This window comes from Pseudomonas sp. Marseille-P9899 (assembly GCF_903166565.1).
Classification (GTDB): Bacteria; Pseudomonadota; Gammaproteobacteria; order Pseudomonadales; family Pseudomonadaceae; genus Aquipseudomonas; species Aquipseudomonas huaxiensis.
In genome coordinates this window covers 74,303-91,688 of record NZ_CAESCG010000001.1, presented here as the reverse complement: position 1 = coordinate 91,688, position 17,386 = coordinate 74,303, and the positions used below count along the sequence as shown (strand labels likewise).

General features: G+C 60.9%; 30 protein-coding genes, 1 tRNA gene and 1 pseudogene. 21 read left to right on the top strand and 11 right to left on the bottom strand.

Translation table 11 applies throughout. From position 1 onward, the window contains the following. Nucleotides 1-17: 17 nt before the first annotated feature. The 8 genes from HWV67_RS00440 to HWV67_RS00405 all read right to left on the bottom strand — a co-directional run bounded on the left by HWV67_RS00440 (nt 18) and on the right by HWV67_RS00405 (nt 4,567). Nucleotides 18-359 carry an antiterminator Q family protein gene (locus HWV67_RS00440; protein ID WP_175649465.1) on the bottom strand — a complete coding sequence of 114 codons (342 nt, stop codon included), beginning with the start codon at nt 357-359 and terminating at the stop codon, nt 18-20. A 10-nt stretch (nt 360-369) separates the two neighbouring features. Then, on the bottom strand, nt 370-687 hold the full coding sequence (locus HWV67_RS00435) for a hypothetical protein (protein WP_175650937.1): 318 nt from the start codon (nt 685-687) through the stop codon (nt 370-372). Between the two features lie 244 nt (nt 688-931). Next, the gene (locus HWV67_RS00430; protein WP_175649464.1) at nt 932-2,233 is read right to left on the bottom strand and encodes a tyrosine-type recombinase/integrase; all 1,302 of its coding nucleotides are present in this window, start codon (nt 2,231-2,233) and stop codon (nt 932-934) included. Beyond that, nucleotides 2,230-2,655 carry a VRR-NUC domain-containing protein gene (locus HWV67_RS00425; RefSeq protein WP_175649463.1) on the bottom strand — a complete coding sequence of 142 codons (426 nt, stop codon included), beginning with the start codon at nt 2,653-2,655 and terminating at the stop codon, nt 2,230-2,232. The genes HWV67_RS00430 and HWV67_RS00425 overlap by 4 nt, the downstream gene beginning before the upstream one ends. Further along, nucleotides 2,652-2,948, bottom strand: a complete 297-nt coding sequence (locus HWV67_RS00420) for a DUF1364 domain-containing protein (protein WP_175649462.1) — start codon at nt 2,946-2,948, stop codon at nt 2,652-2,654. The genes HWV67_RS00425 and HWV67_RS00420 overlap by 4 nt, the downstream gene beginning before the upstream one ends. Then, complete coding sequence (locus HWV67_RS00415; protein WP_175649461.1) at nt 2,930-3,130, bottom strand: hypothetical protein; 201 nt, start codon at nt 3,128-3,130, stop codon at nt 2,930-2,932. Before HWV67_RS00415 ends, HWV67_RS00420 begins: the two co-directional genes overlap by 19 nt. After that, nucleotides 3,117-3,809, bottom strand: coding sequence for a replication protein P (locus HWV67_RS00410; protein WP_175649460.1), 693 nt, complete (start codon nt 3,807-3,809; stop codon nt 3,117-3,119). The genes HWV67_RS00415 and HWV67_RS00410 overlap by 14 nt, the downstream gene beginning before the upstream one ends. Next, nucleotides 3,806-4,567 carry a DnaT-like ssDNA-binding domain-containing protein gene (locus HWV67_RS00405; protein WP_175649459.1) on the bottom strand — a complete coding sequence of 254 codons (762 nt, stop codon included), beginning with the start codon at nt 4,565-4,567 and terminating at the stop codon, nt 3,806-3,808. The genes HWV67_RS00410 and HWV67_RS00405 overlap by 4 nt, the downstream gene beginning before the upstream one ends. Nucleotides 4,568-4,817: 250 nt before the next feature. Here HWV67_RS00405 and HWV67_RS00400 point away from each other — a divergent pair, with 250 nt between their 5' ends. Next, nucleotides 4,818-5,237 (top strand): hypothetical protein, encoded by a 420-nt coding sequence (locus tag HWV67_RS00400; RefSeq protein ID WP_175649458.1) that lies wholly within the window; start codon nt 4,818-4,820, stop codon nt 5,235-5,237. Between the two features lie 330 nt (nt 5,238-5,567). Here HWV67_RS00400 and HWV67_RS00395 read toward each other — a convergent pair whose 3' ends face one another. Next, entirely contained in the window at nt 5,568-5,801 is a 234-nt protein-coding gene (locus tag HWV67_RS00395; RefSeq protein ID WP_175649457.1) for a transcriptional regulator, read from the bottom strand. A 28-nt stretch (nt 5,802-5,829) separates the two neighbouring features. On the opposite strand from HWV67_RS00395, the gene HWV67_RS00390 reads away from it, so the two are divergent. Further along, on the top strand, nt 5,830-6,561 hold the full coding sequence (locus HWV67_RS00390; protein WP_175649456.1) for a LexA family protein: 732 nt from the start codon (nt 5,830-5,832) through the stop codon (nt 6,559-6,561). 126 nt (nt 6,562-6,687) lie between these two features. Next, entirely contained in the window at nt 6,688-6,939 is a 252-nt protein-coding gene (locus tag HWV67_RS00385; protein WP_175649455.1) for a DUF1654 domain-containing protein, read from the top strand. A 300-nt stretch (nt 6,940-7,239) separates the two neighbouring features. Here HWV67_RS00385 and HWV67_RS00380 read toward each other — a convergent pair whose 3' ends face one another. Then, nucleotides 7,240-7,500: a hypothetical protein gene (locus HWV67_RS00380; protein ID WP_175649454.1), complete on the bottom strand. Its 261-nt coding sequence runs from the start codon at nt 7,498-7,500 to the stop codon at nt 7,240-7,242. A 292-nt stretch (nt 7,501-7,792) separates the two neighbouring features. Here HWV67_RS00380 and HWV67_RS00375 point away from each other — a divergent pair, with 292 nt between their 5' ends. The 18 genes and pseudogenes from HWV67_RS00375 (at nt 7,793) to HWV67_RS00290 (ending at nt 17,068) form a co-directional block, all read left to right on the top strand. Then, a complete protein-coding gene (locus HWV67_RS00375; protein WP_175649453.1) occupies nt 7,793-8,179 on the top strand; it encodes a response regulator transcription factor in 387 nt (128 codons plus the stop codon). A 19-nt stretch (nt 8,180-8,198) separates the two neighbouring features. Further along, on the top strand, nt 8,199-8,510 hold the full coding sequence (locus HWV67_RS00370) for a hypothetical protein (protein WP_175649452.1): 312 nt from the start codon (nt 8,199-8,201) through the stop codon (nt 8,508-8,510). An 81-nt stretch (nt 8,511-8,591) separates the two neighbouring features. Further along, nucleotides 8,592-8,840 (top strand): hypothetical protein, encoded by a 249-nt coding sequence (locus HWV67_RS00365; protein ID WP_175649451.1) that lies wholly within the window; start codon nt 8,592-8,594, stop codon nt 8,838-8,840. Nucleotides 8,841-8,914: 74 nt separating this feature from the next. Further along, a complete protein-coding gene (locus HWV67_RS00360) occupies nt 8,915-9,394 on the top strand; it encodes a hypothetical protein (protein ID WP_175649450.1) in 480 nt (159 codons plus the stop codon). Between the two features lie 120 nt (nt 9,395-9,514). Next, nucleotides 9,515-10,102 (top strand): DUF1566 domain-containing protein, encoded by a 588-nt coding sequence (locus HWV67_RS00355; RefSeq protein ID WP_175649449.1) that lies wholly within the window; start codon nt 9,515-9,517, stop codon nt 10,100-10,102. A 57-nt stretch (nt 10,103-10,159) separates the two neighbouring features. After that, entirely contained in the window at nt 10,160-10,513 is a 354-nt protein-coding gene (locus tag HWV67_RS00350; RefSeq protein WP_175649448.1) for a four helix bundle protein, read from the top strand. 198 nt (nt 10,514-10,711) lie between these two features. Further along, nucleotides 10,712-11,869 (top strand): RNA-directed DNA polymerase, encoded by a 1,158-nt coding sequence (locus HWV67_RS00345; protein WP_175649447.1) that lies wholly within the window; start codon nt 10,712-10,714, stop codon nt 11,867-11,869. 13 nt (nt 11,870-11,882) lie between these two features. Next, nucleotides 11,883-12,806: a DNA cytosine methyltransferase gene (locus HWV67_RS00340; RefSeq protein ID WP_175649446.1), complete on the top strand. Its 924-nt coding sequence runs from the start codon at nt 11,883-11,885 to the stop codon at nt 12,804-12,806. A gap of 87 nt (nt 12,807-12,893) precedes the next feature. Next, nucleotides 12,894-13,223, top strand: coding sequence for a hypothetical protein (locus tag HWV67_RS00335; protein WP_175649445.1), 330 nt, complete (start codon nt 12,894-12,896; stop codon nt 13,221-13,223). Beyond that, nucleotides 13,220-13,837, top strand: a complete 618-nt coding sequence (locus tag HWV67_RS00330) for a hypothetical protein (RefSeq protein WP_175649444.1) — start codon at nt 13,220-13,222, stop codon at nt 13,835-13,837. Before HWV67_RS00335 ends, HWV67_RS00330 begins: the two co-directional genes overlap by 4 nt. Further along, nucleotides 13,834-14,088: a hypothetical protein gene (locus HWV67_RS00325; RefSeq protein ID WP_175649443.1), complete on the top strand. Its 255-nt coding sequence runs from the start codon at nt 13,834-13,836 to the stop codon at nt 14,086-14,088. Before HWV67_RS00330 ends, HWV67_RS00325 begins: the two co-directional genes overlap by 4 nt. Then, a complete protein-coding gene (locus HWV67_RS00320) occupies nt 14,085-14,408 on the top strand; it encodes a hypothetical protein (RefSeq protein WP_175649442.1) in 324 nt (107 codons plus the stop codon). The genes HWV67_RS00325 and HWV67_RS00320 overlap by 4 nt, the downstream gene beginning before the upstream one ends. Further along, the gene (locus HWV67_RS00315; RefSeq protein ID WP_175649441.1) at nt 14,405-14,782 is read left to right on the top strand and encodes a phage protein NinX family protein; all 378 of its coding nucleotides are present in this window, start codon (nt 14,405-14,407) and stop codon (nt 14,780-14,782) included. The genes HWV67_RS00320 and HWV67_RS00315 overlap by 4 nt, the downstream gene beginning before the upstream one ends. A 43-nt stretch (nt 14,783-14,825) precedes the next feature. Further along, on the top strand, nt 14,826-15,155 hold the full coding sequence (locus tag HWV67_RS00310) for a hypothetical protein (protein WP_175649440.1): 330 nt from the start codon (nt 14,826-14,828) through the stop codon (nt 15,153-15,155). Between the two features lie 54 nt (nt 15,156-15,209). Further along, nucleotides 15,210-15,392, top strand: a pseudogene (gene csrA / locus HWV67_RS31570) (carbon storage regulator CsrA); the annotation flags it as partial. Between the two features lie 88 nt (nt 15,393-15,480). Beyond that, nucleotides 15,481-15,672 (top strand): hypothetical protein, encoded by a 192-nt coding sequence (locus HWV67_RS00300; protein ID WP_175649438.1) that lies wholly within the window; start codon nt 15,481-15,483, stop codon nt 15,670-15,672. A 27-nt stretch (nt 15,673-15,699) separates the two neighbouring features. After that, nucleotides 15,700-15,930, top strand: coding sequence for a hypothetical protein (locus HWV67_RS00295; protein WP_175649437.1), 231 nt, complete (start codon nt 15,700-15,702; stop codon nt 15,928-15,930). A gap of 1 nt (nt 15,931) precedes the next feature. Further along, nucleotides 15,932-17,068 (top strand): tyrosine-type recombinase/integrase, encoded by a 1,137-nt coding sequence (locus HWV67_RS00290; RefSeq protein WP_175649436.1) that lies wholly within the window; start codon nt 15,932-15,934, stop codon nt 17,066-17,068. Between the two features lie 132 nt (nt 17,069-17,200). Here HWV67_RS00290 and HWV67_RS00285 read toward each other — a convergent pair. Next, a tRNA-Val gene (locus HWV67_RS00285) sits at nt 17,201-17,277 on the bottom strand. Between the last annotated feature and the right edge of the window lie 109 nt (nt 17,278-17,386).

Below are 17,386 nucleotides of genomic sequence, written 5' to 3'. Positions count from 1 at the left end.
GATCGCCACCGGGGCTGTCAAGCGGCCTCTCTACGAACATCCAGCGCGCCGTCCACCCATGCCACGCCAGCCTTCCAGAGCTGCCGCGTCTTCTCCATGCCGAAGCCCAGTTTCTTGCCGACCTGCTCCAGTGAGGTGTCTCGGGATGTGTAGTAGCGCATGATCACCCGGCCACACTCCGGGTAGCGCTTGAGCAATCGCCCGACCAAGCGATCGATCATCAGCGCCTCGTCATCAGTGATCATTGGGTCAAGCACCGTGTTCTCGCGAGATGCGCAGCACGACACGCCCGAGCCCAGCACGACCCAGCGGCCCCAGTGTTCCAGCAGATCCTCAGCCGTCCTTTCAACCTTGCTCATGCCCTTCCCCTTAATCGCCCGTGTAGTTGGTGCCGCCGGCGCCGAGCCGGTTGCCTTCCTGATATGTCGCCTCCGGCCCCGTGGCCCGAGAGCTTCGCAATTCGTTGATCTGCCGCTGAGCGGCCTGCAGCTTGAAATTGAGCTGGGTGACCAGCTCGTCCAGGGGCAGCGCATTCCCGGTCAGGGCCTCAACCCAACCGGAGGCGTTGCACCGGACGCAGGCCATTTCGTGGAACACACCCTTAATGACCGCCTTACCGCGACAGGCCGGGCACTGGGCGAGGTCGATCCGCTCTTTCCTCAGTGATGGCCCGTGGCTCTTTTTCATCATTGCCCCGTCTTCACCCAGCGGCGGATTCGAAGCTCGCAACCACTGATGAGCGTGACGCCGTTCGCACAACCGTAGTGTGTCGCCCGACGCTTGCAGCCGCAGTGACACCGACGCCGAGCCTTGGAGGGCTTCGGCTCCATGTAGCGGATATGCCGGCTGCTGCTGCCGACTTGCCCCCATCCATCGACTCCGCCACGCATCGCGGCCGAGCGGGCTGCTGGCGACAAGCTGTTCAAATCGGTCATTTGGAATCCTCGCCTTTTACGGTTTCCTGAATAGCCTTGAAACCCGCGCCGTCTGCCGCCTCGGCAGCGTTTTGCGAATTTCCGTTTCTTCCATCTATCAACCCATGAATCGCGCCGAACCCAGCCGCATCTAACCGCTCATGCCACTTATCCAGGGCTTCGCGCTTCAACTGTTCGGCATGGGTGTGGATGTAGGTCTGCACGTTCCGGGTGAGCGTGTGGTTCACCAGCATCTCGCCGATGAGGTAGTCCACACCCAGATCGGTCCAGGCGGTGCGGGCAAGCTTGCGCAGGTCGTGGCTGGTCCATTCGCCTCGACCCAGGCGGGTGAACACGGCACATGCCTGGCCTTCGCTCATCGGCTTGCCGCTCTTGGCGGGGAACAGGTACACGCCCTTGTAGCCGGTACCGGCCTGCCATTCCCGATACCGCTTCAGCAGCGCAACGACTTGTGGAGTCAGTGGCAGGCGATGCTCGCAGCGGGTCTTCGTGTTCTCGGCCGGGATGAACCACTCACCCATGTCTGCCAGCGTGAAGTGCGGCCAAGTACTCTGACGGCTCTCGCCGACCCTGGTGCCGTGGCACAGCATCAGGGTGGCCAGCATCACCCCGGCGGGATCAGCGTCGAACTGGTCAGCCAGCAAACCCACCAGCGGTTCAAGCTGCACACCACGGAGCCGGGCCGCCTTGGGCTGGACGCGGGCCTTGGTGAAGTCGGTGAACTTGAAGCCCGCAATCGGATTGCCGGCGATCAGCTTCAGCCGCTCAGCCTGGCGGAACGCGACCACCAACACACCCCACAGCAGCCGGACATAGGACAGAGACAGCTCCTCCTGCAGCGGCCACATAACACGGTCGTCGAGCGCGGATCGCGTAGCCTCTGGCACAGGCAGGTCATCCAGGCGCGGCTTCAGATGGCACTTGATCGCGGAGCTTGCTGTTGCACGGCGCTTGCGGGACAAGCTGCGGTCACGCGACTGCCGATCCGAGTACCAGGCCAGTAGCTGCCCGACCGTTGCCAGCTCGCCGCCTGATGCCGAGGCTCCTGGGTCGGCCGCCAGGCGCGCACGGATTTGCGGCAGTACTCCGACAAGGCTCTTGAACGGCAGCGCCGGGTAGCCGCCGATCTTGCTCCACTTCTTGCAGCTAACCAGATACCAGGTGGCTCGTTCGCGATCCTTGGCGAACCGCAGGTACAGGCCTGGGTACCGAGGATCGCGCAGATCGCGAACGGTCGACCCCGCAGCCTGCCGGCGAATTTCTGCATCCGAGAGCGCCACCGCGCAACAGCCGCTCATGCCGCCACCGTCACGGGCAACGCCAGGTAAGCCCGAAGGCATTCCATCGCATCGAAATGGCCTCGACACACAACAGCCAGGTAGCCCTGCTCATTCAGGCGGCCGATGCACGCATGCTGGCTCAGCGAGACGGGCGCCGGCTCGATGGTGGCTTTGAACTCGATGAACAGCCCGAAATACCCGCCGCGGGCCATCGTGAGCTGAAGATCAGGGATGCCCGCCTTGACGCCCTGCTTCTTGAGGCGAGAGGCCTCGGCCTTGCCCCGGAGGCCGCCGTTTGGGGTGTGGTGCAGATGCACGAACACCTCCGGGTAGCGCAGCTCGATCTCTTTCATCAGCGCGGCCTGCTCCTGGCCTTCGCGGTCATTGCGCCTGGTCCGCTTCGGCTTGGCGCAAAAGGCCTTCATGATTGGTTTGGTCATGCCTTCACCAGCCCTTCCCGAACCAGTTCGGCCTGGGTGCGCATGACGCCTTCAGCGTGGAGCTGCCGGGCCTCGTCGCGAGTGACAGCGCGGCTGCGGCCGTCGATTGCGTCGTGGCAGGTGCTGCACGCCCAGGCCCCCTGCAAATCATTCGGTTTGGAGCCAACACCGCAGGTACCGGAGAGCCGGTAGTGCGCGAGCACGGTGGTGTCGGGGTTGCCATTGCAAACGCCCGGGATGCGCACCTGGCACTCCCGGCCGCGGGCGGCTTTGGTCAGTTTCGTTTGCCGCATGGGTCTTCTCCATGGAGATCGATGACGCGATAAGCGCTCGGCCACATGCGGTGACCGTGGGCATTTGCCAGCCCCTCGTCGCGGTAGACCGCTATCGGTGGCTGTGGTTTTTCGGACAGGCCGACCAGATCGGAGCGGCAGTAAAGGGCGTAGCGATATTCGGCGAGGTCAGGCTTGAGCATGGCGAGGCCTCCCAGCGCGCAAGGCGGCCAATGCAGCGCGCCCAACTTCCGGAGTGGACCGGGCCGCAACCTTCGCCGGCAGCGCGAGAGGCATCTTTTGCAGCGGCTGTCCGGCAACCAGTCGGCGAACCGCGATTACATAGTTCCGCTCGAACAGCTTGGCGGCGAGGTCAGTCGCAAGCCTGTTCAAGCTCTCAAACCCGCACTCCTTCGCCGCGTGCCATACCGCGTCATGACTCCACTCGGCACGGCCAGCCATGGCTGGATGGGCATTGCGGCAGGCTTCTCGGAAGGCGGCGGCCATTGGCGGCAGGCCCAGCATCTCCGGGGAGGGCTGGCACCATTCGATGAACGTACCAGGCGATGGGATGAACGGGCTGCCCAGTTGCCGGGCGCGCATCAGGCCGAACTGCAACTGCTCCGGCCGATTGATGCCAGCCTCGAAGAACGCCAAGAGCCACTGCTGCTTGGACGCCTTGTACGCAGCCACATCCGGCCACGCCTGCCGCCAGCCGGAGCAGATGACTCGCAGATCGCGGAACAGGTGGTTGATCGCCTTGGCAGTCTGGCGATCAATGTCGGCGCGAACATCCTCCGACAGGGTCTCGCCGGCAGCGATGTATTGACCGGACTGGACCTTGGCCCAAAGGCCATGGGCGATAACGACGGCCTGGGTCATGAGGCGCCCCCCTGAAGCCAGGACGTATCTTCATCGTCGAATGCTCCAGGAGCATCGCCAGCCCTCAAGCGAACAACCTTCGCCCCCTTCACGGCATCCCGCTTGACCCAACCAACCAGCGCGGCCACCCACTGAGCTTCGGTTTGAGCAAGCCCCTTGGCGTCGTGATGCATTACGAATCCAGATATGGCCTCGGGCGTGAATTGCTCGACGGCCATGCCAGAGAACCTCGCATAGGCCTCAAGCTGGACCTGGTCAGGCACCCACTCCAACGTCATTTCGAACGGCTCGCGCGGGGAGTGTGTACTTCCTTTCCCTTCCCCTTCCTTTCCGGGGGTGAGGACTCGATCATCGCTAGACGAGCCTTCGTCGAGTCCTCGTCGATCACTCGGCGATCCGTCACCGCTTGGTGGCTGAGCACCTTGTGAGCGCTCGACGAATACGGGATGCTTGTAGGTAGGCCGGTCAATCTTCTGGTGGTGCCATCCGTTCACGTGCAGGTACTGCTTCGACGAATGCTCGTAGAGCGAGATCAGTCCGTTCGACTGGAGCTCGCCGAGCATTCCCTCAACCTGCGCCGAGGTGATGTCGTCGCCCGGAAACACCAGAGCCTTGAGGGTCTTTGCCGACATCGGGTGATTGCCCGCGTCGTCGCAGAAGTTCCAGATGCCGATGAACAGGAGGCGAGCCAGGGCCGAGCACTCCATGACCTGCTCGCTGGTCCAGAACTCTGGCTTGATGGTGCGGATGCGGGCCATTACCGGGTACCTCCGCCAGGCACGAACTGACGCGACAGGTTCGGCGCATAACCAAAACCTGACGCGACAGCGGTATTGCTTGCGTCGTTGTGGATGTGCATAATCGACCTCGAAATGATGTTGAAGAGACCGCCCTGCCAGGCGGTTTTTTTTCGCCTGCAATTCAGGCTCGGTGTTGCTAATGGGTGCCGAGCGCAGTCGTGGTATCGTTTTGATCCCACTCGCTACAAAGGCCACGGAGGCCCGGCAAATGCGTGAAGAAATTGATCACTATCAGGAATGGAGCAGCGCCCTCGACTTCGCCGAGAAGTACTTGAAGGAGCACACCGAGATTCGGGAAATCCGTGATCCGCAGGGCCAAGAGGTGCGGATGGCGCTTGGCCTGTATAAGCTTCGCTGCTTCGCAATCCGGGTGCGCACAGACTCGCGCTCGACGTGGGTCAGGTGGTCCAACATGGAAGCACTTCGCCTTTACTTGATTAACAAGCACCACTGGACCTTGGCAGAAACGATCGCCGCCACAAAAACCGAACTCGACTTCGTTTACCTGTTTCACGATGAGCTTCTCGATCTCAAGCTGAACGAGGAAGAGGCGTATCCGCCGAAACAGTGGACTCACCGCTTTGGCCGGAAATCTGATCTTTATCAGCACTTCGAGGAGCAGGACTGACACCTTCGCCGCGAATGACCGCAGACTCCCGCCAGTAGGCGGCTTCGCCCTCATGCCAGGCAGCCCGCTCTTCCCTGCTGAGCCCTTCAGGCCAAACAAGGATCGGCGGGTGTTTGCCGTCGAGTACTTCGATAGCGGCCAGAACTTGCTTAGCTGCCTCAAGCGGCAGGCCAGAAGCCTTCCCAGCAACTGCCGCGATTACGACCTCGCGTTCGCGCGCCGTCAGCTGAACCCTCAAATCCTTTTCAGTCATCAACCTTCTCCCACTGTTCAAATTCACAGGTGTGTTGTTCATCTACTGGCGAGGTGCCAGTTAACGGATAATTGCTTCTACCGGGCAGAAGCGGCTTCTTCTTCGGGGTAAAGGTCTGGTCGTAGCTGGTGGCGAGTCACCAGTCCGTCGACGGCTTTTTCGAAGGGGATAACGAGGTCAGCCGGGACGCGCTGATTTCGATGTACGCACTGCCAAATCCTTGGCTGGCTCGTATTGCAGCGACGGGCAAGCTCTGCCTGGCCACCAGCCAGGCGGACAACCGTCTCTATAGGTCTCTCTTTCGCTGGCATGTCTGTGCCTCACTGGATCGTGCTCACGATGATAACTCAAGTTATTAAAGACGCAAACACATGTTATTTGAAGGGCAATAACGCGTGTTTTACCCTTAGCGGCATGAATGAAGACAGCGGAACCCTGAAAGACCGTATCTACGCTCGCCGCGTGGAGCTTGGTCTGAGCCAGCAACAGCTGGCCGATAAAGCCGGCGTGAGCCAGGTTACGATCCAGCACCTGGAGAGCGGGCGTAACGCGACCTCCAAAAGATTGGTGGAAATTGCTCGGGCGCTTAATGTCTCCGCTGAGTGGCTTGACTCAGGCAAGGCAACCACTTCAGAGCCATCAAACGTGGCACCTGCAGATCAACCCAATATGTCCTACCGATACCCGGTGATCAGCTGGGTGGCTGCCGGGGCGTGGGCGGAGGCCGTGGAGCCATTCCCGCCAGGGTTTTCCGATCGGTACGAGATCTCGGATTACAACTCGAAAGGCTCGGCGTTCTGGCTTGAGGTGCGCGGCGACTCCATGACGGCGCCGGCCGGTACAAGCATCCCGGAGGGTATGATGATCCTCGTTGATACCGAGGCCGAAGCAGCATCTGGCAAGCTCGTGGTTGCTAAGCTGGCAAATAGCGGCGAGGCCACCTTCAAGAAGCTCGTCGAAGATGGTGGAAGGCGTTACCTAAAGCCCCTAAACCCGGAATACAAAATGGTTGAGTGCGGGGAGGACTGCCGAATAATCGGAGTGGCCGTTCGTGTAATGGGAAAACTGTAACAACCACCCACACCATAAAGCCCGGCCCAGTGCCGGGCTTTTTCGTTTCGCCGGGATGGACTGATCTTGCCAAAGGCGCGAACCTCAAATACTGTACATTCATACAGCACTCAAGGAGGTATCTACATGGGGCAAGGCATTCCCGACACATCATCTCTCCCATCTTCTTACGAGCTTCTCGGTAGCCGCGTTAGGCGCCTAGTTGTCTCTCCGCACGTGCAGAAACTCCAGGCGGTCGTCGTGACCCCTGCTCCAGATGAGTTGGAGGAGGATTGGGAGCGACTGCTGGATGAACTCGGGAACACCGACGGCATTCGAATTGACCGCCTCGACTGCGGCGCCTACCGAATTGGGTGGCGCGAGTACATCGACTGCTGAGCAAAGCCAGCCACGGACGAGATCCCTTCACGAAAAATAACCTAGGTTATTGACATGCTGAAAACTCAAGTTATTATTCAACCCATAACTCAGGTTATAGGAATGCCGGATCAATACCGGCCAGCAGTGAAGGTAGCGATGGACAGACCTCAACAGTCCAGACGGTTGGCAACTGGCCCGGGCGCGCAGCGTAAAGCGCCAAGAACAGTTATCCAGCGGGCTATAGCCGCGGCTGGAAGAACAATGAATCAAGAGCTCAGGCCGTCGCCAGTAGCGGGCCTGAATGTAGGACAGAAGAAATCAGCCAGATCTCTTGCCACTACCGTAGCTCCCAGAAACCTGGTAGTGGCGGATCTGACTGTACTTCGAGAGTGCGTGAATCTTCTCAACGCGAAGCTGCTCTTGAAGCTCTCGTATCTGCCTGGTGTAGCTGCCCTTCTGGCGCTCGGATCCCTCTGGCATCAGCGCCTCTAGCTCCGCAATTCTTTTTTCTAGTTTCGCGATGCGTTCCCTTGTGGTTGGGGCGCGCTTCTTAACTTTCTTCTTTGACTTATTGGTCATCACTCATCCCATCTGCGGATCACCGGCCGCAAGTCCATTTCAACAGGTCGCAACGATGTCCTATCTCGAGCACATTACAGAAGAAGCCAACCAATTCGAAGACCGAAAAGTGTTCCATCTTGCCTGGTCCGAACGCAATTGGCGCCACCTAATGAAGCTCTATCGGTACATCAACCGGTCCCGCGGCATTCAATCAAATCAGCGCCACGACAGCCGCTGCTGCTTCGTTCCAACAATGCGGAAGCGGAGGCGACTACAGCAGTAGCCAATGCAGCCACCCCCGAGGATCATCATGGAAACGATAACGACAGGCTCATGGATGGGTCACCTCGGCCGCGGGCTCGCACCGCGCGAGCTCGAAGCACTGCTGTGTGTCGCCCAGGGCATGACCACCAAGGAAATCGCGCGCCACATGAGCATTGCGCCGGGCACCGCGGCGAACCGCATCGACACGGTGCTGTTCAAGCTCGACGCCCGGCGCCGCGCCGACGCAATCGCCAAGGCAATCAAGGGCCAGATCATCACCCCGCTCTGCATTGCCCTCGCCAGCCTCATCGCAATGCACTCAATCATCGACGAGGGCGACCCGATGCGGCGCGACCGTCGAGCACCAGCCGAGCGCCGCGAGTTCTCCATTCGAATCGTCCGCAAGGCCGAGGCGTTCGAACACCACGCTTAACCCCTTCGAGGACCACCCAATGCAAATCGGAGCACCTATTCCAGACCCGCGCCTGCAGGTGATGGCCGAGCTGAATGCGGCCATCGACCAGTTCTTTGCCGCAGGCAAGCAGGTGAACGAAATCCCAGCCGGCCTCAGTGGCGAGGGCGAGCCGAACAACCCGCACCAGCGCAAGCAGCGCGCCGCCCGTGAGTCCGACGCGCCGATGGTGCGCGATCTGGTCGCCCAAGGCATGAGCGCCTATCAGATCGCCGAGGCGATGAAGACCAGCCATACCCGCGTGCGACTGATCGCCCGCGAGAACGGAATCCTCCTGAGCAGGGCATCGTGATTCGCCAAATTTCAAACCGCGTTCGGCATGGCCGGCGCCAGCAATTCATCACCCTGCCGCCCAGCGGGCTGGAGGTTTTTCATGGCGAAGACGCCGGCCCAGCGCAAGCAAGAACAGCGCGAGCGGGACAAGCTGACAGAGGAGGAGCGCAAAGCTCGGCTGCTGTCACGCCGCATTGTCACGGACCTCTATCACAACACGGACAGTGCACTTAAGCGTGTGATGGTCCGCGCAGAGATTGGCGAAGAGCAAGACCTGATATCCCGCCTCATTCACGGCGCCGACCGACTCACCGACCAGCAGCTCGAAGCGCTACTCATCATTGCGTGACGCGGTGCTGTGACATGCCCCTTTTACTCGACCGCATCCAGCCATGGAGGGCGGCGATCACCCTGGAGAAACCCATGACCCAAGCAAATCAGCAAGTCATCGCCGCCACCGACCTGCCAGCCCTCGGCCAGCCCCTGCTCGGCGGCATCTTCGCCGCCCGCTACTGGCTCAACGGCCAAGAGCGCGCCCTGATCCTGCCTACCGATGAGTTCGAAGGCGCCTGGGGCGAGCGCGGCGCCGAGATCCCCGGTGCGAACAGTTACAGCGATGGCTACGCAAACACAGTCGCCATGGCCGAGGCCGGCAGCGAGATCGCGAAGAAAGCCTTGGCGCTGGACCTGCACATCCCGTCCTGCCTCGAAGGACAGCTGCTGATGGCAGCCAAAGCTGAGGGCCTGGTGACCCTGCGCCATGATCGCTTCCACTGGCTGAGCACGCAGTACTCAGCCAACCTCGCCTACACCATGGGCTTTGAGGGTGGCTGGCTCTACAACGGCACCGGCAAGAGCCTCAAGCGTCTCGTGCGCCCCGTCCGCAGCCGAATCATCCAGTAATTCACCCCTTCATTACTTTCGCTCGCAGGTGATTCCGGGTTCGTCAGGACGACGATCAGACCAGAAGCACGCCGGGAAGCGCCGGCCGCCTGCACCCTATTCCGCTCACAGGAGCACCCCATGCAAGCGAATCAACTGACCACGTATACCCGTGGCGACTTGACGATCAGCAGCCCAGATCATGAGGCGGTGCTGAAGCTGGCCAGCCTCGCCATTGTTGCTCCGCCAGCAGCCTCCGCAAGTTGCATTCCGGCTATCGGCGAGTACTGGCCCGGCGAAGGCGGAATCAACGGCGGCTTGTTCCAGGGCAGTGACAGGCCCTATTACTTGATCGTCCCGACCGGCGCCGACGCCGAAGGAAAGTTCGAGTTCGGCAGTTGCGGCGAAGAGCTCGACGGCGCAATGAGTCCTCACGACGGGATGACGAACACCGCCGACCTGGTCGAGACCGACAACGACTATCCGGCTGCCCGGTTCTGCGCGAAGTTCGAGCGTGACGGGCACAAGGATTACTACCTCATGGCGCGTCGCGAGGCTTCGTTCCTTGAAGGCACCGTTCCGCAGTCCTTCTCTCAGGCGCGACACTGGACCAGTTCGCAGTACTCAGCCCACTACGCCTACGACATGGACTTTGAGACTGGCTGGCTCTACTGCAACGACAAGACCAGCAAGCGTCTCGTGCGCCCCGTCCGCAGAAAATACTTCTGATACTTCAATTCTTCATTCATGGGCGCCTCGGCGCCCTCGCTCTTCGAGGAGGCCAGGATGGCCCTACATACGGATCTGGAAATCCACAAGGTTGCTGAGGAATTGCTCGGGCTTGCGCTCGATCTGGTCAGGAACATCCCGCGGGACCTGAAGCAGGTCGTCGGCTCGAAGATCCGCGACGAGTGCCTGCAAGTGCTCGTACTGATCGGCCGGGCGAACATGAACCGGGATCGACTCAACCACCTCAATCAACTGCTCGAAAGCGTCTGGATACTGAACTACCTGCTGCGCGCCCTCACCAACAAGGGCTTCATCAGCAAAGGTCAGCACTCCATGGCAATGAAGCTCACGGCCTCCGTTGGCCGCCAGGCAAACGCCTGGAAGAAATCCGCAACCGCGCCCGCTGCTTGAGGGTCAAGGCCCTTCTGCCTGTGCGCTAAATCTGGTCGTGCCGCTGATCTGTGATCACCGCCATGCGCACCACGGAAACCGCCGGTGAATGCCGGCAGGTCCGGCGCAGTTACCGGGCTGAGCAATCGTCCCGGCGACGTAGATAGCACGACAGGTCGCAGTACTCAGCCAACAACGCCTACAACATGGACTTTGAGAATGGCTGGCTCAACAACAACGACAAGAACAACAAGCGTCTCGTGCGCCCCGTCCGCAGATTTACCCGTTGCGAGCTTCACCTTCGAGGAGCTGGCCCTTGCCTACTACGACTGCCGGCGCCACAAGCGGAACACCGCGAGTGCCCGGCGTTTCGAGCAGGACATGGAAGCCAACCTCCTCGACCTATTCGACGAGCTTCAGGGCGGGACGTATCGCCCTGGCCGCTCAATCTGTTTCGTGGTCACACGGCCCAAGGCCCGCGAGGTGTGGGCCGCCGACTTCCGCGACCGCATCGTGCACCACCTGCTCTACAGCCGCATCGGTCCACGGATCGAAAGCAGCTTCATAGCGGATTCCTGCGCCTGTATCCCCGGCCGTGGCACGCTGTACGCCGGTCAGCGGCTTGAGGCGAAGATTCGCAGCCAGACGCAGAACTGGTCTCGACCAGGCTTCTACCTGAAATGCGATCTCGCGAACTTCTTCGTGTCGATCGACAAGCGTGTGCTCGCCGGTCAGCTTGAGCGGCGAATCGCTGACCCGTGGTTTCGCGCCCTGGCCCTACAGGTGCTCTGGCACGACCCGCGCGAAGACTACGAGATCCGCAGTCCTCGACACCTGTTCAACCGCGTGCCGCAGCACAAGCGGCTCACCGCGCAGCCCGCCCACCTTGGCCTGCCGATCGGCAACCTGTCGTCGCAGTTCTTCGCGAACGTCTACCTCGACGCGCTCGACCAGTTCTGCAAGCACACGCTGAAGGTTCGGCACTACATCCGCTACGTCGACGACTTCGTGTTGCTGCATGACTCGCCACAGCAGCTCAATGAGTGGCTGTGGCAGATCGAACAGTTCCTTCCCGGACTTGGCGCGAAGCTCAACCCGACAAAGACGATCCTCCAGCTCATCGACCGCGGCGTGGACTTCGTCGGGCATGTCATCAAGCCCTGGCGCCGGACAACTCGCAAGAAATCAGTCGCCCAGGCACTCAAGCGCACAGCGGCGGTGCCGGCGGAGAACCTGCGCGAGACGGCAAACAGCTACTTCGGCCTGCTCGGTCAGGCCAGTCACAGCCAGCGGCATCGCGCTGCGCTGGCAAACCTCGTTCTTCGTCGCGGACATGTCGTCAACGGCGATCTCTCCAAGACCTATCCGAAACGCTGACTCGGAGCATTCAATGACCACAGCAATCGACATGTTCGCCGGAATGGGCGGATTTAGCACCGGCGCGCGCGCCGCCGGCGTCCAAGTTCTCTGGGCGGCAAATCACTGGCCAGAGGCCGTGAAGTGGCACGCGGCCAATCACCCGCACACCGAGCACGCCTGCCAAGACCTGCACCAGGCTCGCTGGGAGCAGGTGCCGGCGCACGACCTTCTGCTTGCCTCGCCCTGCTGCCAAGGGCACAGCCCTGCACGTGGCAAAGCCAATGGCAACCCGCAACATGATGCGTCGCGCTCGACGGCCTGGGCCGTTGTCTCGGCGTTGGAGTATCACAAGCCACAGGCAGCAGTCGTCGAGAACGTGGAAGAGTTCACCAACTGGGCGCTTTACCCGGCCTGGGTATCAGCAGTCCAAGCCCTCGGTTACCAGGTCGCCCCTCACGTCGTCGACTGCGCCGACCTTGGCGTACCGCAACATCGTGTTCGCCTGTTCATTGTGCTGACTCGGAGCAAGGCTCCGCTGATGCTGCAGTTGCCGCAGGAGCGACATGTGCCAGCGGCCAGCTTCCTCGACTTCGACGCCGGGCGCTGGTCGCCAATCGAGAAACCAGGCCGGGCCCAGGCCACGCTCGACCGAGTACGCAACGGGCGCCAACGCTTCGGCGACCGCTTCATCATGCCCTACTACGGAAAAGGCTCCGGCACCACCGGCCGCGACATCAATCGGCCAATCGGCACCATCACTACCCTAGACCGCTGGGCCCTGGTCGATGGCGACCACATGCGCATGCTCAGCGCCAGCGAGGCCTTGGCCGCGATGTCGTTTTCGGCTAACACCCTGCGCCCTGACAACCACCGACTGACTATGCACATGGCCGGCAACGCGGTGCCGCCGCTGGCTGGGCAGCGAGTGATTGAAGCCGTGCTCAAAGCGGCCTGACCTCGACAGGAGTACATCCGTACTCTTTCTGCTTTAACCCCTCTCCCCTCTATTCAACTGCCGCGCGTGAGCGGCCAAGGAATCGTCATGCCTGAAGAAATCAAACTGATCCAGATTGTGCCGGTCGTGCGCGACGAGGACGGCATGTTCTATCACCCCGACATGCCCGACTTCGACGAGGGAGACGGCGAGAAGTGCAAGGCATGGATCGCTGAGCAGGGCCTGCAAGTGGCAATGGTCGAGCTCGAATACCACAGCGAGGAAGCGATCTCTGAACGCTACTTCGAAGCTGGCGAGGCGGACTGCAGCTATTGGGAACCGGACCGTCCGGATGGTGATGGCTGGTTCTGCCTGTCGATTCACGATACGGACAACGGCCCGGTGTGCTGGTGGGCTCGCCGGGTGGTGACGCCATGATCCAGACTAAGGAACGCCCGATCCTGTTCAGCGGGCCGATGGTCCGCGCCATTCTGGATGGCGATAAGGCCGTCACCCGGCGAGCGGTGAAGATGACTGACCTGCTCCAAGTGTGCCTAGAGCCGCAAGAAGGTGAGCTGAAGCTGAAAGCCGCGAACAAACTTTGCCCGCTGGGCCGACCCGGCGACCGTCTGTGGGTGCGCGAGACCTGGTACTGCGATCACTTCGAAGTCCAGCGCGGGCCATACCTGAAGCCAGCCGATCTCGATATCGCGGAAGCCCGCGAGGACGGAACCCTGGTCTATGCCGCTGACGGCCTTACTCCGTACGAGCAAGAGCAGCCGGTTTGGAAGCCGTGCATCCACATGCCTCGCTGGGTCAGCCGCATCCTGCTGGAGATCACCGACGTTCGTGTCGAGCGACTGCAGGACATCAGCGAGCAGCAAGCGCTGGCCGAGGGCGTGATGAGCGCGGAGCGAGACATTGACCCGGATGGCAACGGCTACTCCCCTATAGAGCTGTTCGGCGGGCTCTGGGTAAAGCTCAACGGCATGGATTCATGGAGCGCCAACCCGTGGGTCTGGGTCGTCGAGTTCAAGAGGGTCGAGCCATGACCCGCCTCGCCCTCCTCCTCGCGATGCTGGCCACCGGCGCCAGCGCAACCGAGAACGTTATCGACGTGCAGCACGACAGCCGCCGCGGGGTTACCTGCTGGATCTTGAATGGCGTCGGGATCAGTTGCGTTCCCGATAGCCAACTGCAGGCCGGGCGTGAGCGCCAGCTCTCCCCGCACGAACAGCAGGACAACGGACCAACACCAGCCCAAGCGCCAGCGCGCTGGAATGAAGAGAGGTATTCGCTGTGAGCAAGAAGAAGACCCACTTCACCATCATCTCCAGTGTCGAGCTGGAGGGGTTGCGCCGGGACCGTGAGCGATTGAATGCCCTTGAATCGTGCTGCTGGGATGTCCGCTTCGAAAGTCACTCCAACGGCATGGACGGCGACTACAGCATCGGAATCGAGATCGTCGGACACTACGAGGGCAAGCCATACCAGCGGGTTCTCGGGGAGAACTACAACGAGAACCTGCGCGCTGCAATTGACCAGGCGCTGACTGCCGAAGCTTATCCGCCGGAGCGCCCCGAGTACGACATGTACGGTAAGCCCGAACGGAGGTCCGCATGACCGACATGATCGAAGTGAAGACAGTCAGCCTGGAGTTCGGGGCATTGGACTGGTGCATTGCACAGGTCGAAGGCATCAAGGTCGAGCTGACCCCACCAAATTATGGGAGCGGCACCAGCCTTGTGTTCATCACCGGCACGGAACCGCTCTACAGGCCGTCAACCAACTGGGAGGACGGCGGCTGGCTCATTGGAAAACACCAAGTCAACCTGCATAGCCCGCAGACGAGAGATGACTGCTGGGCGGCCTGGGTGACCCTACAAGGAAAAGACTTTTGCCGGGGCGCACGGCAGCCATTGGTTGCCGCATGCCGCGCCATCGTTTACGCCAAGCTCGGCGATACCGTCCAGGTGCCGAAGGAGCTGATGCCATGATCGCCCTCGCCTACATGGCCTACCTGATATACAGGGGGCCGCGATGATTGAACCACCGCTGATCAGCAGCCAGCGCTACTTGGACCGCCAGGCGGTGGCCCGGAAGGCAGCGACGTTCAAGGTGTTCGTGGTCCGCACTGTAGACCTCGACATGCGCGGTCAACGCTACCGGATCATCATCGATGGCCATCACAACCTAGCGGCCGCCCGCCTTGTCGGTGAAGAGCCAGTCTGGAGGGGGCCGCCGCCCAAGTTCGAACGGATCATGAAGCGAATGGGGCTCCCCGCATTTTCCGACTTCATGATCAACAACCTGACGGACAGCGACTGGTATTTCCACGATACCGGCCAGGTAGTCGAAGCCCTGCTGTAACCCTTCCCCCTACAACTCAAGCCCGCCAATGCTCGGGCATGGAGAGCTATTGCCATGTTGATCCTCACGCGCCGCATCGGCGAATCAATCCGCATCGGCGACGACATCACCATCGTCGTGCTGGACGTAAAAGGCAGCCAGGTCAGGCTGGGCGTCGAGGCGGCGCAGGGCGTGGCCATCGATCGCCAGGAGATTCGCCTGCGCAAAGAAGCCGGCCTGCACCCGGCGCCCGCGAAGTCGCTGGATGAACCGCTGTACGCCAACCGCACCGAAGCAGAATGGCGCCAGCTTCTGGCTGATGAACAAAGGGAGCAGGAGCGCAGCGATGACGCAGCCTAATCAATCTCGAAGCGAGTTCGAGGACCTGGGCGATCGACTGGTACGGTTCGGCCAGGCCCTGCAAGACCAAACCACCAGCGTCGGAAAGCTGAACCAACTGGCCAAGGCTTGCGGTATCACGCTTCGACTCCGCGCAGTGGCCGACACGGAGGACGGCAACCATGACCGCCCTCACTGAAACCACAGTGACCAACGAGGTTCTGCCATGGCAAAAGTCATAGCCCAGATCACGGCGACCCTGCCAAGGCTTATGGAGGCCGCCGAGTACCGCAAGCTGCGCTACGCCGGCGGCAAGCCGAGCTTGCAGCAGCTCAAGAAATGGATTGATGACGGAGAGTTGGCGGGCGAGGTCCGCGGCGGCATGTACTTCGTCGACCTGCAGGCCGCCGTGATCGGATCCACGGATCCGCTCCTGGCACAGATGCTGGGAATTTGAAATGGCACCACGACCGCGCACCCCAAAGAACAAGACGCTCCCGCCCAACCTGTACGCCAACGGGAAGTATTGGCGGTACAAGAACCCGATCACCGGGAAGATGACCAGCATCAGCAAGCCGTATGACGAGGCGGTGCGCCTGGCCAAAGCCGCGAACGCCAAGCTGGCGTTCCTGATGACCGACAACGGCGAAATGCTGGCGACAATCACCGGGGATCGCCTGCCCACTATCGCAGCGCTGGTTGATCGCTTCGAGACCGAGTGGCTGCCCGACCGGGGCTATGCACGGTCGTCGCTGGACGAGATCGGCTACAAGCTCAAGCGGTACCGGACGGACATCGGCCACATGCTTGTGGGGCAGTTCGACGTGATGGCCGCAGCCGAGTACCTGGACCAGTTCAGCAACAACGCCTACACGAAGCACCGGACCCTGCTGGTCAGCCTGCTGACCTTCGCAATCGCAAAGGGCATGGTTGAGCGCAACGCCGCCGACATGACCCTGCTGAAGAAAGAAGCCAAGAAGAAGCGCCAGCGGCACACAATGGAGGGCGTGCAAAAGATCCTCGACGCCGACACCACCCCGGGGTGGCTGAAGCGCGCCATTCGGCTAGGACTGACCAGCCTGCAGCGACGCGAAGATATCGTGACCTGGAAGAAATCGGCGGTGGACCTGATAAAGAACACGATCAAGGTATCTCCGGGCAAGACCGACAACTACGACACCCCGATCCACCTGCAGATCGTGATGGGCAAGGCCTTTCGCGAGACAGTGAACGAGTGCATTCGGTCGCCCGTGGTATCGCCCTTCCTTATCCACTACCGCCCGAAGGCGCGGCGTAAAGCCCAGATCGAGGCGAAAGAGCACTGGACGGCAGTGACCCCCGACTATCTATCGAAGAGCTTCAGGAAAGCGAGGGATGCCGCGAAGGCATATGACCACATGGACCTTGAAGAGCGACCGACCTTCCACGAGATTCGCGCCCTAGGCGCATGGCTCTATGAGCAGCAGAAGTTCTCGACGGATTACGTCCAGTTGCTGATGGGGCACGCCACTGCCGAGATGACAGAGCGGTATCAAGACGGGCACGCACCGAAGGAAATCCAGTACGTCGAAGTGAAGGCTGACCTGGCCATCTGACGAACGGTAAGCGCCAGCAAAGACCAGATAGCGGTGGGTGGTTTTGCAAAAGTTTTGCAAAAGTTTTGCAAAAACAAAAAGGGCGACCCTCTCGGATCGCCCTTCAAGTGCCCGGAAACCGGGGCTTTTGTTTGGTAGGCACAATTGGACTCGAACCAACGACCCCCACCATGTCAAGGTGGTGCTCTAACCAACTGAGCTATGTGCCTGCTGTGAGGCGGCATTCTACGCACTCGGCAAAGTGTGTCAACAGCTTTTTTCAGCTAAACCACTGAATAATAAAATTATTTATGCATAAACCGGGTTTTTGATGTTTTC

Bases quoted from the DNA above. Each gene is read 5' to 3' on its own strand.
- HWV67_RS00440 (WP_175649465.1), bottom strand. From the start codon at position 359: ATGAGCAAGGTTGAAAGGACGGCTGAGGATCTGCTGGAACACTGGGGC.
- HWV67_RS00435 (WP_175650937.1), bottom strand. From the start codon at position 687: ATGAAAAAGAGCCACGGGCCATCACTGAGGAAAGAGCGGATCGACCTC.
- HWV67_RS00430 (WP_175649464.1), bottom strand. From the start codon at position 2,233: ATGAGCGGCTGTTGCGCGGTGGCGCTCTCGGATGCAGAAATTCGCCGG.
- HWV67_RS00425 (WP_175649463.1), bottom strand. From the start codon at position 2,655: ATGACCAAACCAATCATGAAGGCCTTTTGCGCCAAGCCGAAGCGGACC.
- HWV67_RS00420 (WP_175649462.1), bottom strand. From the start codon at position 2,948: ATGCGGCAAACGAAACTGACCAAAGCCGCCCGCGGCCGGGAGTGCCAG.
- HWV67_RS00415 (WP_175649461.1), bottom strand. From the start codon at position 3,130: ATGCTCAAGCCTGACCTCGCCGAATATCGCTACGCCCTTTACTGCCGC.
- HWV67_RS00410 (WP_175649460.1), bottom strand. From the start codon at position 3,809: ATGACCCAGGCCGTCGTTATCGCCCATGGCCTTTGGGCCAAGGTCCAG.
- HWV67_RS00405 (WP_175649459.1), bottom strand. From the start codon at position 4,567: ATGGCCCGCATCCGCACCATCAAGCCAGAGTTCTGGACCAGCGAGCAG.
- HWV67_RS00400 (WP_175649458.1), top strand. From the start codon at position 4,818: ATGCGTGAAGAAATTGATCACTATCAGGAATGGAGCAGCGCCCTCGAC.
- HWV67_RS00395 (WP_175649457.1), bottom strand. From the start codon at position 5,801: ATGCCAGCGAAAGAGAGACCTATAGAGACGGTTGTCCGCCTGGCTGGT.
- HWV67_RS00390 (WP_175649456.1), top strand. From the start codon at position 5,830: ATGATAACTCAAGTTATTAAAGACGCAAACACATGTTATTTGAAGGGC.
- HWV67_RS00385 (WP_175649455.1), top strand. From the start codon at position 6,688: ATGGGGCAAGGCATTCCCGACACATCATCTCTCCCATCTTCTTACGAG.
- HWV67_RS00380 (WP_175649454.1), bottom strand. From the start codon at position 7,500: ATGACCAATAAGTCAAAGAAGAAAGTTAAGAAGCGCGCCCCAACCACA.
- HWV67_RS00375 (WP_175649453.1), top strand. From the start codon at position 7,793: ATGGAAACGATAACGACAGGCTCATGGATGGGTCACCTCGGCCGCGGG.
- HWV67_RS00370 (WP_175649452.1), top strand. From the start codon at position 8,199: ATGCAAATCGGAGCACCTATTCCAGACCCGCGCCTGCAGGTGATGGCC.
- HWV67_RS00365 (WP_175649451.1), top strand. From the start codon at position 8,592: ATGGCGAAGACGCCGGCCCAGCGCAAGCAAGAACAGCGCGAGCGGGAC.
- HWV67_RS00360 (WP_175649450.1), top strand. From the start codon at position 8,915: ATGACCCAAGCAAATCAGCAAGTCATCGCCGCCACCGACCTGCCAGCC.
- HWV67_RS00355 (WP_175649449.1), top strand. From the start codon at position 9,515: ATGCAAGCGAATCAACTGACCACGTATACCCGTGGCGACTTGACGATC.
- HWV67_RS00350 (WP_175649448.1), top strand. From the start codon at position 10,160: ATGGCCCTACATACGGATCTGGAAATCCACAAGGTTGCTGAGGAATTG.
- HWV67_RS00345 (WP_175649447.1), top strand. From the start codon at position 10,712: ATGGCTGGCTCAACAACAACGACAAGAACAACAAGCGTCTCGTGCGCC.
- HWV67_RS00340 (WP_175649446.1), top strand. From the start codon at position 11,883: ATGACCACAGCAATCGACATGTTCGCCGGAATGGGCGGATTTAGCACC.
- HWV67_RS00335 (WP_175649445.1), top strand. From the start codon at position 12,894: ATGCCTGAAGAAATCAAACTGATCCAGATTGTGCCGGTCGTGCGCGAC.
- HWV67_RS00330 (WP_175649444.1), top strand. From the start codon at position 13,220: ATGATCCAGACTAAGGAACGCCCGATCCTGTTCAGCGGGCCGATGGTC.
- HWV67_RS00325 (WP_175649443.1), top strand. From the start codon at position 13,834: ATGACCCGCCTCGCCCTCCTCCTCGCGATGCTGGCCACCGGCGCCAGC.
- HWV67_RS00315 (WP_175649441.1), top strand. From the start codon at position 14,405: ATGACCGACATGATCGAAGTGAAGACAGTCAGCCTGGAGTTCGGGGCA.
- HWV67_RS00310 (WP_175649440.1), top strand. From the start codon at position 14,826: ATGATTGAACCACCGCTGATCAGCAGCCAGCGCTACTTGGACCGCCAG.
- HWV67_RS00300 (WP_175649438.1), top strand. From the start codon at position 15,481: ATGACGCAGCCTAATCAATCTCGAAGCGAGTTCGAGGACCTGGGCGAT.
- HWV67_RS00295 (WP_175649437.1), top strand. From the start codon at position 15,700: ATGGCAAAAGTCATAGCCCAGATCACGGCGACCCTGCCAAGGCTTATG.
- HWV67_RS00290 (WP_175649436.1), top strand. From the start codon at position 15,932: ATGGCACCACGACCGCGCACCCCAAAGAACAAGACGCTCCCGCCCAAC.